The sequence below is a fragment of the Bifidobacterium primatium genome (genome assembly GCF_002802875.1).
In the GTDB taxonomy this organism is placed as follows: Bacteria; Actinomycetota; Actinomycetes; order Actinomycetales; family Bifidobacteriaceae; genus Galliscardovia; species Galliscardovia primatium.
On record NZ_PEBI01000002.1, the window covers coordinates 276,232 to 291,761 of the forward strand.

The following is a 15,530-nucleotide window of genomic DNA, read 5'->3' on the forward strand; positions in this document are numbered from 1 at the left end:
GGATTCGCTCGCCAGTGTCGTGCTGTGGGCGATCATCGCGATGCTGATCTTCGGCCTGCAGCCCTGGCAGACCATGATGGGCATGAAAAACGCGATGGAGCACCGTTCCGATCGATATTCTGCATCTTTGCATATCATCGATATGGACGATGGTATGCACTTCGGCGATAGACACGGGAACATCGCTGGGAAAGGGGTCGTTATGCGGTCTGCTGCACAGGCAAGACTCGATGACACGAAGATCGCGCATGTGCGCGCGTTGCGTCGTGACGCCATTCGCAGAAGGCGTGTCCTGGTGCTCTCCCTGCTTGCCGTGGCCGTCGTGATCCTGGTGCTTGCCCTTGCCCTGCACTTCAGTCCGCTGTTCGCGCTGATTCCCGTGGCGCTGGACGCGGCCGTGCTGGCTCTGGGCGTCCGTGCCGCCAAGCAGGCGCGCGAATGGGAGCGTCAGGTGGCGCTCGCCAAGAAGCGCGCGAAGATCAAGCGCGCGAAGACCGCCGCATCCGTCGAACGTACCCCCGCCATGGCCAAGGCCGCCGAATCCGTGGACTCCACCAAGACGGGAGCGATGTCCCAGGAGGACATCCGCCGAACCATCGAACTCGCCAAGGCCGAGAAGCAGGCCGCCATCGCCGAGCGCAAGGCCCGCGAGGCGCAGCGCAAGGCCGCCGTGGAGGCCGCGAACGACAAGGCCCGCAAGGAGATGGAGGCCCGTGCCCGCGAGCGCGATGAGCATGCCGTGCAGGCCGAGTCGAAGCATGAGAGGCCCGCGTCGTCCGATTCGAAGACCCGCAAGGCCGAGGACACCCCCGAAACCCCCAAGCCCGTCGCCAAGCCGGTGCAGGAGCACAAGCCCGCCGAGCCGGAGGACTATACCGCCGAGCTGGAAAAGGTGACGTCGGCCCATGCGCTCGACGCCTTCGAGCTGGCCAGCAACCAGGATCTCATCTCGTTCTCGCTTGGTTCGCCGCGTCAGGGGCAGGACGTGCCCGTCGCCGAACCGCAGAGCCTGGAAATCAAGTCCACCAAGCAGGTGGCCCACGCGGAGCCGGTGAAGGCCGATGCTGCCGCCTCGAAGCCCTCCGTCGAGGAAAAGCCCTCTGAGAAGGACGCCGAGGCCGAACGGGACGCCCGTGACCGCGAGGCCAAGCAGGTGGTGCGTCAGTCCGCCGAGGCCGTGGCGCAGATCATCAGCGCCAAGAAGACCGGCGAGCGCACGGCCCGCCGCAACGAGCGCAAGGCGGTCGCCGCGGAGTCCGTGTCGGCTCCCACGGCCTCCTCGGATTCCCTCGGCGTGGACGTGGACGCCGTTCTCGCCCGTCGTCGCAGCTAGCCTCACGCGAGGCGCTGCAACGTCTTCGCGCCGTCGGCCCGTCTTCTCTGCGTTCCCGACGTGTCTTCGCTATGCGCAAAGACGTTTAGCACTCGAGTTGGCAGAGTGCTAATTTCGCGCTACCATAGCCAATAGCGCAAAGGGACGTTCACCCGAGTGATCGTCAGCCTCTCGGCGGCGTTCTGGCGTGGGAATTGTACCGAATGTTCTCTTACGAAAGAGGAGGCCCACAGTGTCGATTGCAATCACACCGTTGGAAGACAAGATTGTCATCAAGCAGGCCGCTGCTGAAACCCAGACCGCTTCCGGTCTGTACATTCCGGACAACGCCAAGGAGAAGCCGCAGCAGGGCGAAGTCCTGGCCGTCGGCCCGGGCCGTCGCGACGACAAGGGTGAGCGCATCCCCGTCGACGTCAAGGTCGGCGACAAGGTCCTGTACTCCAAGTACGGCGGCACCGAGGTCAACTACGGCGGCGAGGACTACCTCATCGTCTCCGCTCGTGACATCCTGGGCATCCTGAACTGATCGCCTGAGATCGTCTGCATTCTCGTGCACGAACTCCCGTCCATCCGGCGGGAGTTTTTTTGTTCCTCGGCGTCGTGGCGGCACGGCCCCGCCTCCCACGTCCCCGCTTCTTCGTAGGCCATAATGGTAAAAGCCGCCGATTCGAAGGAGAAGCCCATGGTCATCGGCATCATCATCGCCGTCGTCATCGTCATAGCAATCGTCGTATGGGCCGTGACGGCCTACAACGGACTGGTCACGTTGCGCAACCGCGTCGACAACGGCTGGGCGCAGATCGACGTGCAGCTCAAGCAGCGTGCGGATCTGATTCCCAATCTCGTCGAAACGGTCAAGGGCTATGCGGCCCACGAGTCGCGGACGCTCCAGGCGGTGACCGACGCCCGTGCCCGCGCCGCGTCGGCGACCACCACGGCCGAGCGCGCGGCCGCCGAAACGCAGGTCGGCCAGGCCCTGATGAACCTCATGGCCACGGCCGAGGCGTATCCGCAGCTGCAGGCCAACCAGAACTTCCTCGACCTGCAGGCCCAGCTCAAGGCGCTGGAGGACAAGATCGCCTACGCACGGCAGTTCTACAACGACGTGGTGCTCAAATACAACACGAAGATCCAGACCGTGCCAAGCAACATCATCGCGGGAATGTTCCACTTCACCGAACGCGAGTTCTTCAAGGTGGAGGAGTCCGCCCGCGCCGTGCCCCAGGTCCGGTTCTGATGCGCCCGCATGCCCGCGTCGCCGCCGCGCATACCGCCGCCGGTATTCGCCGTGCCGCCGATGCCCGACCCGCCGTCGTCCGTGCCATGCTCGCGGCCCTGCTGGCCGCGGCGATGGTGTTCGTCCTGGCCTCCTGCGGCGTGGCCGGAGAGAACGAGCCGCTCACGCTCGACTCGCTGCACTACGACGTCTCCATCCAGTCGAACGGCGACCTCATGGTCACCGAGACATGGAACGTGAACCTCGAACGGCGTGAGGACACCGACGGCAACGACCGGCCGTGGCATCAGCTCTTCCGCACGTTCAAGGCCCGTCCCGGCGTATACGACGGCATCACCGACGTCAACGTGCGCGATGCCGAACGGCGCAGCTACGAGCAAATCGACCTTGCGGACCCCGAGAACGTGCCCGAAGACCAATACGAGGAACTCGCCGGCACCTACTACCTGACCAAAACCGACGCCGACACCACCGAACTCGGCTGGAACATCCCCCCGACCAATTCAGGCAGCGAGACCTACTACGTAAGCTACCGCGTGAAGAACGCCATCACCGGACTCGCGGATGGCAACGCCGAATTCAACTGGCAGTTCCTCGACACCACGAACGGCATATACGCCAAGCAGGTCACAGGCCTCATCTCCGTGCCCGATTCCACACGACGGGAGCAGTCGGCCACACTCACCAGGGACGATGTGCGCGCATGGCTGCATTTCGAGCATTCGCCATCCGAGCTGACCATCGACGACAACGGGGACGTCTACTTCAAGGCCGAACCGCTGCCGGCGCAGGTGCAGCTCGAGGTGCATGCCACGTTCCCCGCGCAGTTCGCGCCAAACGCCAAACGGCATAGTGCCAAGACCGCATCGACCATCGCCGCTGGCGAACAGCGGATGGCCGACGAATGGCAGGCGAAGGTCGAGGCGAAGAACCACGCCGTCATCGCCCTGTGCGTGGTGAGCCTGCTGCTCATACTCGGCATGCTGGCATGGACGGCCTGGTCCATCCGCACCTCCCGCCGCCTCGCCCGATACCGCGGCGATATGACGTACTGGCGCGACGACCCCGGCGTCCCGCCCGCCGTCGCCGCGAAGATCATCGGACTGGGGGACTCGAGCGTGGCCGTCGATCGCAACGGCATGGCCGCCACCATGCTCTCGCTCGCGCACAAACGATGGGTCGGCCTGACCATGAGCCCTCCCGGACCGCGCGGAACACAGGACGTGGTCATCACCCTGCGCGACCCGAGACGATCGCACGCCTCACAGCTCTCCCGCAGCGAACAGGCCCTGCTGAACGTGCTCCGCCGTGCCTCGGCAGGCTACGGCGGCCGGCCGTTCACCATGACCGAGCTCCACGAGGCCGGCAAACTGGATTACTCGGCGTTCGACGGTCTGTTCGACGCCTACCGCGACGCGGTATCCATGGAATGCGGAGCCGGCCACCTCTCCGTGGGCACATCCCGATACACCGTCCTGCCCTGCGCCGTGACCATCGGCATCGGCATGCTCTCGATGCTCGGGTTCGTCGCCCTCGGCTGGCAGCTGCTGGCGTTCATCGTCATCGGGGCCGCGATAGTCCTGTGCGTGACCGTCATGGCGAAGGCGAAATCCGAGATCCTCACCCCCGAGGGCAACCTCGTGGCCGGCAGGCTCGAAGGGCTCAAACGATACATGCTCGACTTCTCCGACTTCTCCAAGCGGGGCGTCCCCGACCTGGCGATGTGGGACTTCTACCTCGTGTATGCGGCCGCATTCGGCATCAGCGACCAGGTCGTCCGACAGTTGCGCGAACTCTACCCGCAGCTGAACGATCCGGCCTTCATGGACGGCACTTGGGATTCCAGCCCCGTCATGTACTCCACGTTCCATCACCATGCGCCGACCGGCATGGGATCCTCCGCGCCGACGGGCATCACCGACCTTGGTTCGATGATCGGCAGCAACTTCAGCGACATCCAAAGCGCCGTAAGCAGCCTGAGCAATCCGTCCTCCTACGGCGGCGGTGGCGGCGGAGGAGGCGGATTCGGCGGGTCCTCCGGCGGTGGCGGAGGCGGCGGCATGGGAGGCCGCTAGACCCGAATCCCGCTTACTTGCGCTTGTTGCGTTTTTTGATCTCGCGCTTGGCGATGCGCTCGCGGGCCGCCTGCTGCGCCTCGCGCTGCATGGTGAGCTTCTTCTCGAGGTTCGCCTCGGCGCGGCGTTCGGCCGCCTGCTGGGCCGCCGCAACGTTCTCGGGGTTCACCAGCTGCGCCTCGACGGCCACGGCCACCAGCGTCACGAACCATCCGATGCGGAACGCCCATACCACCGAGGCCGCAGGCACCAGCAGGTACAGCAGCACGCCGACCACGGCCGTCAGCACCAGCATGCCGACCAGCGTGACGATGATCACCTTGCCCACGGTCAGACGAATATCCTGGTCCGCGCCGATGATGAACAGCATCACCACCACGCCGACCAGCCACGGCAGCACATACGCGTACATCGCCACCGCCGGGTCGGCGGAGAACATCGACACCACCCGTCCGGCCACCACGGCGACGGCGAGCATGATGGTCATGACGGTCATGGTCTTCTTGTAGGCAGGGAGCACGGATATCCTCCTCGATATGGTTTGCCGACGACACGGCTTGACAACAAAAGCTATTGAAGATTCTATCCATGGCCCGACGGCACGTCGTGCGATTCCAGTGTTTGTCCCATGTCGTCCCAGCAGGCGCCATGCCCGTCCCGCATCGTCCGCGTCTCGTCCGACGTGGCATGTGACACAGGTCTCATTGTGATATACACCACGCGAAACACTATATCTAGTGATTGATAGGCAGGTTCATGCCATATATAGTGATGTCTCGGAAATTTTCGAAAGCCGAAGACGACGGCGCGAAACGTCACGCGAGGAAACCATGACATCACGACACGAAAAAGGCACGCCCGAGGTGGCCGCCGGGGGCGGCGCCATCGGCGCGCTCGTCTACTTCTCCTCCGTCTCCGAGAACACGGCGCGATTCGTCGCCGACTGCCGGCTGCACGAACTCGGCATCAACGTCCACCGGCTGCCGCTGCGGCCGAACGACGAGCCGTTGGCCGTCCGCGAGCCATACGTGCTCATGACGCCCACCTACGGCGGCGGCAGCATCGCCAAGGCCGTGCCCGTGCAGGTCAAGCGATTCCTCAACGACCCGGCCAACCGCAGATTCATCCGCGGCGTCATCGCCTCCGGCAACACCAACTTCGGCGAGGCGTACGGCGTGGCCGGCGACGTCATCGCCGCGAAATGCCACGTGCCGTTCCTCTACCGGTTCGAGCTCATGGGCACGCCGGAGGACCGCGAGCGCGTACGCGACGGCCTCGTCGCGTTCTTCCGCCGGCTCGACGAAAGCGCCGCGCCGGACGGCGACGGCGAATGCCCCGAATCCCCAAACCCGACACCCACCAACGAAAGCGAGTGACGCATGGTCGACCTCACCACAACCGCCCTGCAGCTGGACAACACGACGGCCACGCTGCTGTCGTACGATCCGGCCCATGACTGGCACGCGCTCAACGCCATGCTCAACCTCCCCGACGCCGAAGGCCGCATCCCGTTCGACAAGGACCATGACGCCGTGCGCGAATACCTCGAACGGCACGTGAAGCCCAACACCATGACGTTCGGTTCCACCGCCGAACGCCTGCGCTACCTCATCGACCACAAGTACTACAACGGCGACGTCTTCGCGCAGTACACGCCCGAATTCCTCGACCGCATTCACGCGCACGCCGCGGAATCCGGATTCGAGTTCGCCACCTTCCTCGGCGCGTTCAAATTCATCACCTCATACGCACTCAAGACCTTCGACGGCAAGCAGTACCTCGAGGACTTCCCGCAGCGCGCCGTCGCCGTCGCCCTCGAACTCGCCGACGGCGACGAAGAGCGCGCCCTCGAATACGCCGACGCCATCATCTCCGGCCGGTTCCAGCCCGCCACGCCCACGTTCCTCAACCTCGGCAAGGCGCAGCGCGGCGAAGCCGTCAGCTGCTTCCTGCTGCGCGTCGAAGACAACATGGAATCCATCTCCCGTGCCATCAACGCCGCCCTGCAGCTGTCCAAGCGAGGCGGCGGCGTGGCGCTGAACCTCACCAACCTGCGTGAGCTCGGCGCGCCCATCAAGCACATCGAAAACCAGTCCTCCGGCGTCGTCCCCGTCATGAAACTACTCGAGGACAGCTTCTCCTACGCCAACCAGCTCGGTGCGCGCCAGGGCGCCGGCGCCGTCTACCTCTCCGCCCACCATCCCGACATCATGCGCTTCCTCGACACCAAGCGCGAGAACGCCGACGAGAAGATCCGCATCAAATCGCTCTCCCTCGGCGTCGTCGTCCCCGATGTGACCTTCCGACTCGCCAAAGCCAAAAAGCCCATGGCCCTGTTCAGCCCCTACGACGTCGAACGCGTCTACGGCAGGCCCTTCGCCGACATCGCCATCAGCGAACACTACGACGAGATGGTCGCCGACGAACGCATCCGCAAGACGTACATCGACGCGCGCGAATTCTTCAAGACCATCGCCGAAATCCAATTCGAATCCGGCTACCCCTACCTCATGTTCGAAGACACCGTCAACCGCGCCAACCCCATCGACGGCCGCATCGCCATGAGCAACCTGTGCTCCGAGATCCTCCAGGTGCAGGAGGCCAGCGAATACAACGAAGACCTCTCCTATAGCCACATCGGCCGCGACGTCTCCTGCAACCTCGGCTCGCTCAACATCGCCAAGGCCATGGACGGCACCGGAGCCGGCGACGGACGCGTCGGACTCGGCGACACCGTCGAAACCGCAATCCGCGCGCTCACCGCCGTCTCCGACCACACCGTCATCAATTCCGTGCCCTCCATCCGCCGCGCCAACGACGAAGGCCGCGCCGTCGGCCTCGGCCAGATGAACCTCCACGGCTTCCTCGCCCGCGAACACATCCAGTACGGATCCGACGAGGCGCTCGACTTCACCGACATCTACTTCATGACCATCGCCTACCACGCCTACCGGGCATCCCACGCGCTCGCCGTGGAACACGGCCGCGCCTTCGCCGGATTCGAACGCTCCGCCTACGCCAGGCCGGTCGGCGACGGCAACTACTTCGACAAATACACCGACGGCAGCAGGTCGCTCGAACCCCGAACGGAGCGCGTGCGCGAACTCTTCGCCTCCCGTGGCATCGCCATCCCCACCCGAGAGGACTGGGCCACGCTCGCCGAAGCCATCCGACGCGACGGCATCTACAACCAGAACCTCCAGGCCGTGCCGCCCACCGGGTCGATCTCCTACATCAACAACTCCACGTCATCCATCCACCCCATCGCCTCGCGCATCGAGATCCGCAAGGAAGGCAAGACCGGCCGCGTCTACTACCCGGCCGCCTACATGACCAACGAGAACCGCGAATACTACCGCGACGCCTACGAAATCGGATGGAAGGCCATCGTCGACACCTACGCCGCCGCCACCCCGCACATCGACCAGGGTCTCTCGCTCACGCTGTTCTTCCCCGACACCGCCACCACCCGCGACATCAACAAGGCGCAGATCTACGCGTGGAGCAAGGGCATCAAGACCCTCTACTACATCCGCATCCGCCAGCAGGCGCTCGAGGGGACGGAGGTAAACGGCGCCTGCACCTACGCATGTGTGGTGTGAAAGTCGAATGATGGAGCGTCATGCGCACGGCCGAGGATTCGACGTACTTCTGTACGCCTTCATCCTCTGCCGCGCACATGCCGCACGCATCATTCGACTTTCACCTTGATTTCAACCCACACAACTTATGTTGTGAACGCTAAAAAACGCCGATTTCGAGGGTGAAACCACGAGTTGTGTGGCTTCGCCTCGAACCAACCGCCAAATCGTAAAGGAGCACCGATGTCCCGATTCGTATACCGCATGATCCTGCGGCTCACCGCGCCCGAGGAATTCCTGCCCGCGTCCGCCGCTGCAGTGGAAGAGGAGGCCTGACATGGCGCCGATCTCCATTCCCCGCAAGCCGCTCAAGCTCATCGACCGCGTCAGCGCCATCAACTGGAACCGTCTCGAGGACGAGAAGGACCTTGAGGTGTGGAACCGCCTGACCGGCAACTTCTGGCTGCCCGAGAAGGTCCCCGTCTCCAACGACATCCCCGTGTGGCGGTCCATGAGCGAGGAGGAGCACACGCTCACCATGCGCGTGTTCACCGGACTCACGCTGCTCGACACCATCCAGGGCACCGTGGGCGCCGTCTCGCTCATCCCCGATTCGCTCACCCCGCACGAGGAGGCCGTGTACACCAACATCGCGTTCATGGAATCCGTGCATGCCAAAAGCTATTCGAGCATCTTCTCCACGCTGTGCTCCACCAAGGAGATCGACGCCGCGTTCGCATGGAGCGAGGAGAACGAGTTCCTGCAGAAGAAGGCCGAGATCGTGCTCGACTACTACGAGGGCGACAACCCGCTCAAGCGCAAGGTGGCCTCCACGCTGCTCGAATCGTTCCTGTTCTACTCGGGCTTCTACCTGCCCATGTACTTCTCGGCCCACGCCAAGCTCACCAACACCGCCGACGTCATCCGCCTCATCATCCGCGACGAGGCCGTGCACGGCTACTACATCGGCTACAAGTACCAGAAGGGCCTCGCCATGGTCTCGGACGAGGAGCGCGAGCACATGCACCACTACACGCACACCCTGCTCGAGGAGCTGTACGAGAACGAGGCCGCCTACACCGACAGCCTCTACGCCGGCGTCGGGCTCGCCGACGACGTGCGCCGGTTCCTGCGGTACAACGCCAACAAGGCGCTGATGAATCTCGGCTACCCGGCCATGTTCCCCGCCGACGAGGTGAACGTGAACCCGGCCATCCTCGCCGCGCTTTCGCCGAACGCCGACGAGAACCACGACTTCTTCTCCGGCTCCGGCTCGTCGTACGTGATGGGCAAGGCCGAGGAGACCGATGACGACGACTGGGATTTCTAAGGCCCTGACAGCTGGCGCCGGAGCCGTTGGGCATGCCGGGGAAACCGGCCGGACGCCATCCGTCGCCGTAACGGCGAATGGGCTACCGTTGGGATGGACGTAATCGTCCGGGAAGGGGAACGATCATGGCAGCATTCGATCCGTCGACCAAGCGCGTGCTCGAGGCGCTGGACGCCGTGGACTACGTGGACGGGCATGGGCGCATCCACTATTCGCCGATGTTCATCAATCACGCCATCGAGGAGTATTACCGCGGCAAGGGGCCCAAGCGCATCTTCGTCGAAGCCGGCTTTCCCGTGGAAACCATAGGATACAAGCGGGTCGAGCGGGCCCTGCAGCGCTGGCGGCAGCTTCGCGACACGCCGAGTTGCGCGGTCTGAAATTCTGTGGTTATATAAGCGAGTTGCCGATTTCGGAGGAACTCCTCCGGGGTAAGCAATGGCGGATTTCCCAAGCGGTCAAAGGGAGCTGACTGTAAATCAGCCGCTTCGTGCTTCAGTGGTTCGAATCCACTATCCGCCACGCCTCGATAGCTCAGTGGTAGAGCACTTCCTTGGTAAGGAAGAGGTCGCGAGTCCGATTCTCGCTCGAGGCTCTCATGGCGGGGTAGCTCAGCTGGTTAGAGCGTACGACTCATAATCGTAAGGTCAAGAGTTCGAGTCTCTTCCTCGCTACAAAGCGTCGGAAAAACCGGCGATGACACTATTACAGAGGTGAATGATGGCAAAAAGCGCCGATATCCGTCCAGGCATCACGCTGGCCTGCACCGAGTGCAAGGAGCGTAACTACATCACGACGAAGAACCGTCGTAACACTCCTGACCGTCTTGAGCTGAAGAAGTTCTGCCCGCGCTGCGGCAAGCAGACCGTCCACCGCGAGACCCGCTGAGACGCTGTAAAGACTTTCAACCCGACCGAATTTCGGTCGGGTTTTTTTTTGTTTCTCGTCCGTCCGTGTGCGGGCCGGCCCATTCTACGATATCCGGGTTCGTGGGTCGCGGCTTCGGACGTAGGTCCATAATCTGGATTTGTGGGTCTAATCGTTCCCGGAATCCGAATGCGGGTCTATGCCTCGTCGACGAACGGATGGACCGAGCATGCAGTATGGTTGGGCACTATGAGTGCAACTCCGAGTTTTGCCGACCTGACCACGATTGGCGTCGGCGGTCCCATCGCCCGTTTCTTCGAACCCGACTCCCGCGTGGGGGTCATCGAGGCCGTGGAGGAGGCCGACGAACGCGGCCTGCCGCTGTGCGTGATCGGCGGAGGCTCCAACATGCTGGTCTCCGACGAGCCGTTCATGGGATACGTGGTGCGTGACGCCCGCCGTGCGATCAGCGTTCCCGACGAAGTGGCGCCGGTCGAGGGCGGCAGCCGTGCCGTGCACATCCACGCCGAGGCCGGCACGAACTGGGATGATCTGGTCGAATACTGCGTGCGCATGGGACTCGAGGGCATCGAGGGCCTTTCCGGCATCCCCGGCACCGTCGGCGCCTCCGTGGTGCAGAACATCGGTGCATACGGTCAGGAGGTCGGCACGGTCGTCGAATCCGTGGAGGTCTGGGATCGCAAGACCAAGAAGACACTCGATCTTGCTCCCGAGGACCTGCGTTTCGGCTACCGCACCTCGGCGCTGAAGACCAGCATGTACCAGGCGCCGGCCACACCCGCCGACGAGTTCTTCCCGACGCCGCGCTACGTGGTGCTGTCGGTCACCTTCGTGCTCAGGCACAGCGCCACCGGCGTGGTCGGCTTCGGCCAGCTCGCCAAGGCGCTCGGCGTGGAGGTGGGGGAGCGCATGTCGACCGCGGCCATCCGCGACGCCGTGCTCGCCGTGCGCGCCGGCAAGGGCATGCTCGAGGACCCGAACCGCTACTACACCGAGTGGATGAAGGGCACGAAGCGCGAGGAGAACGTCGAGGCCGCCATGAAGGGCCTGTGGGATGCGCAAGGGTCTCTTGACGAGGACTACAACCGTCACAGCTGCGGCAGCTTCTTCATGAACCCCGTGCTCACGCACGAGGCTGCGGAACGCCTTCCCGAGGATGCACCGCGCTTCGATGCCGAGCTGCCCGACGGAACGCCGGGCGTGAAGACCTCGGCCGCATGGCTCATCGACCATGCCGGATTCCACAAGGGATTCGCCGTGGCCGACGGCGCAGCCGCATCGCTGTCGACATTGCACACGCTGGCGCTGACCAACCGCGGCGAGGCGAATTCCGCCGACGTGGTCCGTCTGGCGAAGACGGTGCAGGACGGCGTCGAGGCCGCATACGGCATCCGCCTCGTCCCCGAACCCGTCGCCATCGGCATCGACCTGCGATAGTCCTTCGGCCGGCACCGGTCCTGACGGGGCCCGTGCCGGCCGTTGTCGATTAGGTGTGGCCCGGCGTGTTTCGGCGCGGGTCTGCCGCACCTGCTGCGGCCGTCGTCGGCCCGACCCGCAGGCAAGAACCCGTTCACCATCCGTTTTTCGGCCGTTCATGTCCATTATTCGGGCATTATTGTTCGGATGTGTGGAAAACCCTGCATGTTTCTTGGTGAATTCATAATTCCCGCCTAATCTCTTCAGGGTACATTTTCAGGGGTTCCTCGGAACCTGTGCCTCAACCGACACCGGGAGAAGGACATGAATCTTTTACGAACCAAGACGGTCGAGCAGACCATCGCCGAAACCGACGAGGCCGACCGTAAACTCAAGCGCAACCTCAAGTGGTGGGATCTTGCCATCATGGGCGTCGCCGTCGCCGTCGGCGCGGGCATCTTCTCCGTGGGCGCGCAGGCCGCGGCCTACCACGCCGGCCCCGCCGTGATCATCAGCTTCATCATCGCCGGCATCGTCTGCGGCGCCGCCGTGATGTGCTATGCCGAATTCGCCTCGATGATTCCGGTCGCCGGCTCCGCCTACACGTTCACCTACACCACCGTCGGCGAGATCGTGGCGTGGATCATCGGCTGGGATCTCATCCTCGAGATGCTCATGGCGGGCTCCGTCATCTCCAAATACTGGGGCGTGTATCTCAACGACTTCTTCCGGCTGATGGGCTGGAACCTCAACACGAACATCCATATCGGCTCGTTCGCGCTTGACGTGGCGCCGATCATCATCGTGGCGTTCTTCACCACGCTGCTCGTCTTCGGCACCAGGCTCGGCGCCCGCGTGGACGGCGCGATGACCGTGCTGAAGATCGCCATCGTGTTCTTCGTCGTCATCGTCGGCTTCTTCTACGTCAAGGCCTCCAACTTCACGCCGTTCATCCCGCCGAGCCAGCCGGCCGACACCATCCAGCCGGCCTCCTCCGAGGTCACCGGCATCTGGGCGCAGCCGCTGTGGCAGTGGGCCACCGGCATGGTCCCGTCCATCTACGGCATCCCCGGCATCCTCTCCGGCGCCGCCCTCGTGTTCTTCGCGTTCATCGGCTTCGACGTGGTGGCCACCGCCGCCGAGGAGACCGACAATCCGAAGAAGTCCGTGCCGCTGGGCATCGGCACCGGCATGCTGCTCATCATCATCATGTACGTGGCCGTCGCCGTCGTCACCACCGGCATGGTCTCCTACAAGGACCTCGCCAAGGCCGACAGCCCGTCGCTCGCCACCGCGTTCGAGCTCGTCGGCGCGAACTGGGCCGCGAAGATCATCAGCTTCGGCATCGTGCTGGGCCTGGCCACCGTGGTCATGGTGCTGCTGCTCGGCCTCACCCGCATCGTGTTCGCCATGAGCCGCGACGGCCTGCTGCCGCGAGGCCTCTCCAAGACCGGCGTGCATGGCACCCCGGCCGTCCTGCAGATCGTCTGCGGCGTGATCGTGGCCCTCGTCGCCGCCCTCTTCGACATCGGCGTGCTCTCCGACATGGTGAACATCGGCACGCTCTCCGCGTTCACGCTGGTCGCCATCTCCATCCCGATCATGCGCAGGAAGCGCCCCGACCTCAAGCGCTCCTTCACCATGCCCGGCAACCCGTGGGTCCCGGTCCTCATCGGCCTGGCCAACCTGTGGCTCATGCTCAACCTCACCGTGCTCACCTGGGTGCGTTTCCTCGTATGGCTGGTCGTGGGCTTCATCATCTACCTCTCCTACGGCTACCATCACTCCCGTCTGGGACTGAACCAGCTCAAGGGCGACATCGAAAAGTAGGCGCAATAGGCATCGTAGACATCGGGGGACGGTCGAATGGCCTCTCCGCCGGGCCTCCCGTCGGCGACGACGTGGAGGCCCCTCTGTTGTGGGGGCGGCGTAGACTTGATGCACAGTGTGCGTGACGCCGTGGGGATATGCGGCGGGCCGGCGGCCGAACAGGCCGGGCCGGTCGAATCGAACGAATGACAGGAGGACGGCTATGCCATATGTTGTTGCCCAGCCTTGCGTGGACGTGAAGGACAAGGCCTGCGTGGACGAGTGCCCGGTGGATTGCATCTACGAAGGCCCCCGTACGCTGTACATCAACCCGAACGAGTGCGTCGACTGCGGTGCATGCGAGCCCGTGTGCCCCACCGAGGCCATCTTCTACGAGGACGACCTGCCGGACGAATGGGCATGGTACAAGGACGCCGCCGTCCGCTTCTTCGCCGAGGTCGGCGACCAGGGCGGAGCCTCGGGCTTCGGCGCGATCGACCATGACGAGGCCGAAGTGGCGGCCCTGCCCCCGCAGAACCAGGACTGACGGAATCGGGGACCGGTCCCGTACCGTCATAGGACAATCGTCATAGGACGTTCATCGTCAGACATCGCAGACTCCCCGATATACCAGCCGTATATCGGGGAGTCTTTTTCTTCCTGAATCATCTTGAACCAATCCGCTTCTTGAACCACACCGATCGGAAAGGCCTATATCGTGGGATTTTCACCATTCAGCACACCATATGACTGGTCGCGTCTCGCCGCCGCGAAGAAGACCGCGTCGGCACATCCCGACGGGATGATCGACCTGTCCATCGGTTCGCCGGTTGACGCCGTTCCCGAGAGCGTCCGCAAGGCGCTCGCCGACGCCGCGAACGCGTCGAACGCCTACGGATACCCGGTCACCCGCGGCACCGCGGCGCTGCGGGAATCCATCACGCGATGGTTCCACGACCTGCGCGGCGTCGACCTGGAGCGCATCGGCGCCGGCATCTGCCCGACGGTCGGTTCCAAGGAGGGCGTCTCGCTCATGGCCTCGCTGCTCGGTCTCGGCGAAGGGGACGTGGTCGTCCAGCCGCGCATCTCCTATCCGACGTATGAGATCGGCACGCAGCTCGCCGGTGCGACGACGCTGAAGGCCGACGTCGCCGACGTGGAATCATGGGCAGACGTCGAGGGCGTGAAAATGGTATGGGTGAACTCGCCGTCGAATCCCAGCGGCGAAGTGCTGTCCGCGGCGCAATTGCACGACATCGTCGTCGCCGCCCGCCGCATCGGCGCGGTCGTCGTGTCCGACGAATGCTATGCGCTGATGGACTGGAGCTCCTCGCCGTCCGAAATGTCGGCGACGAGCTGCATTCTCGACGACGACGTATGCGACGGCGGCGCCGAAGGCCTGCTGTGCCTGTATTCGCTGAGCAAGCAGTCGAATATGGCCGGCTACCGCACGGCATTGATCGTCGGCGACGACGCCATCGTCGCGCCGATGCTGGAGACCCGCAAGCAGATCGGCCAGATCATCCCCGGACCGAGCCAGGCCGCCATGGCCGCCGGACTCGACGACGTCGCATCCGTCGTCGAACAGCGCGAACGCTATCGTGGTCGTCTTGAAAAGCTGGTGCGCGGTCTCAACGCCGCCGGATACGACGCCGCCATGCCGCAGGGCGCGCTGTACGTGTGGGTGAAGGCCATCAGCGGCGACTGCTGGAAGGACATCGGCGATCTCGCCCGGATCGGCATCATCGTCAGTCCCGGCGAATTCTACGGCGACGCGTCATATCTGCGCGTCTCGTCGACGGCGTCCGATGAGGCCGTCGACGCCGCCGTACGGAGATTGCGGTCGTCAAACGACTGACGA

14 protein-coding genes and 3 tRNA genes are annotated in these 15,530 nt (G+C 64.1%); 16 read left to right on the plus strand and 1 reads right to left on the minus strand.

From position 1 onward, the window contains the following. Positions 1–202: 202 nt before the first annotated feature. From CS006_RS04930 to CS006_RS10850, 4 genes are all read left to right on the plus strand, one after another. Complete coding sequence (locus tag CS006_RS04930; RefSeq protein WP_133119532.1) at positions 203–1,333, plus strand: hypothetical protein; 1,131 nt, start codon at positions 203–205, stop codon at positions 1,331–1,333. 232 nt (positions 1,334–1,565) lie between these two features. Beyond that, positions 1,566–1,859 carry a co-chaperone GroES gene (gene groES, locus CS006_RS04935; protein ID WP_100510679.1) on the plus strand — a complete coding sequence of 98 codons (294 nt, stop codon included), beginning with the start codon at positions 1,566–1,568 and terminating at the stop codon, positions 1,857–1,859. A gap of 156 nt (positions 1,860–2,015) precedes the next feature. Continuing rightward, complete coding sequence (locus CS006_RS04940) at positions 2,016–2,570, plus strand: LemA family protein (protein WP_165777254.1); 555 nt, start codon at positions 2,016–2,018, stop codon at positions 2,568–2,570. Beyond that, positions 2,570–4,645, plus strand: a complete 2,076-nt coding sequence (locus CS006_RS10850; protein WP_207760005.1) for a DUF2207 domain-containing protein — start codon at positions 2,570–2,572, stop codon at positions 4,643–4,645. The genes CS006_RS04940 and CS006_RS10850 overlap by 1 nt, the downstream gene beginning before the upstream one ends. 13 nt (positions 4,646–4,658) lie before the next feature. Here CS006_RS10850 and CS006_RS04950 read toward each other — a convergent pair whose 3' ends face one another. Beyond that, positions 4,659–5,165 carry a hypothetical protein gene (locus CS006_RS04950; RefSeq protein WP_100510680.1) on the minus strand — a complete coding sequence of 169 codons (507 nt, stop codon included), beginning with the start codon at positions 5,163–5,165 and terminating at the stop codon, positions 4,659–4,661. Between the two features lie 310 nt (positions 5,166–5,475). Between CS006_RS04950 and nrdI the strand changes: the two genes are divergently transcribed. The 12 genes from nrdI (at position 5,476) to dapC (ending at position 15,527) form a co-directional block, all read left to right on the plus strand. Next, entirely contained in the window at positions 5,476–6,021 is a 546-nt protein-coding gene (gene nrdI, locus CS006_RS04955) for a class Ib ribonucleoside-diphosphate reductase assembly flavoprotein NrdI (protein ID WP_100510681.1), read from the plus strand. A 3-nt stretch (positions 6,022–6,024) separates the two neighbouring features. Further along, positions 6,025–8,247: a class 1b ribonucleoside-diphosphate reductase subunit alpha gene (gene nrdE, locus CS006_RS04960; protein ID WP_100510682.1), complete on the plus strand. Its 2,223-nt coding sequence runs from the start codon at positions 6,025–6,027 to the stop codon at positions 8,245–8,247. 316 nt (positions 8,248–8,563) lie between these two features. Beyond that, positions 8,564–9,556: a class 1b ribonucleoside-diphosphate reductase subunit beta gene (nrdF, locus tag CS006_RS04965; RefSeq protein ID WP_100510683.1), complete on the plus strand. Its 993-nt coding sequence runs from the start codon at positions 8,564–8,566 to the stop codon at positions 9,554–9,556. Between the two features lie 125 nt (positions 9,557–9,681). Next, the gene (locus tag CS006_RS04970; RefSeq protein WP_100510684.1) at positions 9,682–9,936 is read left to right on the plus strand and encodes a hypothetical protein; all 255 of its coding nucleotides are present in this window, start codon (positions 9,682–9,684) and stop codon (positions 9,934–9,936) included. A gap of 60 nt (positions 9,937–9,996) precedes the next feature. Then, positions 9,997–10,078 (plus strand) — tRNA-Tyr (locus CS006_RS04975). Position 10,079: 1 nt separating this feature from the next. Further along, positions 10,080–10,151: transfer RNA gene (locus tag CS006_RS04980), tRNA-Thr, on the plus strand. 5 nt (positions 10,152–10,156) lie between these two features. Next, positions 10,157–10,230: transfer RNA gene (locus CS006_RS04985), tRNA-Met, on the plus strand. Between the two features lie 43 nt (positions 10,231–10,273). Next, positions 10,274–10,444, plus strand: coding sequence for a 50S ribosomal protein L33 (gene rpmG / locus CS006_RS04990; protein ID WP_100510685.1), 171 nt, complete (start codon positions 10,274–10,276; stop codon positions 10,442–10,444). Between the two features lie 228 nt (positions 10,445–10,672). Beyond that, positions 10,673–11,881 (plus strand): FAD-binding protein, encoded by a 1,209-nt coding sequence (locus CS006_RS04995; protein ID WP_100510686.1) that lies wholly within the window; start codon positions 10,673–10,675, stop codon positions 11,879–11,881. Between the two features lie 303 nt (positions 11,882–12,184). Then, positions 12,185–13,690 carry an amino acid permease gene (locus CS006_RS05000; RefSeq protein WP_100510687.1) on the plus strand — a complete coding sequence of 502 codons (1,506 nt, stop codon included), beginning with the start codon at positions 12,185–12,187 and terminating at the stop codon, positions 13,688–13,690. A gap of 202 nt (positions 13,691–13,892) precedes the next feature. After that, positions 13,893–14,216, plus strand: coding sequence for a ferredoxin (fdxA, locus tag CS006_RS05005; RefSeq protein ID WP_100510688.1), 324 nt, complete (start codon positions 13,893–13,895; stop codon positions 14,214–14,216). Between the two features lie 171 nt (positions 14,217–14,387). Further along, complete coding sequence (gene dapC, locus CS006_RS05010) at positions 14,388–15,527, plus strand: succinyldiaminopimelate transaminase (RefSeq protein WP_100510689.1); 1,140 nt, start codon at positions 14,388–14,390, stop codon at positions 15,525–15,527. The last annotated feature ends 3 nt before the right edge of the window (positions 15,528–15,530 follow it).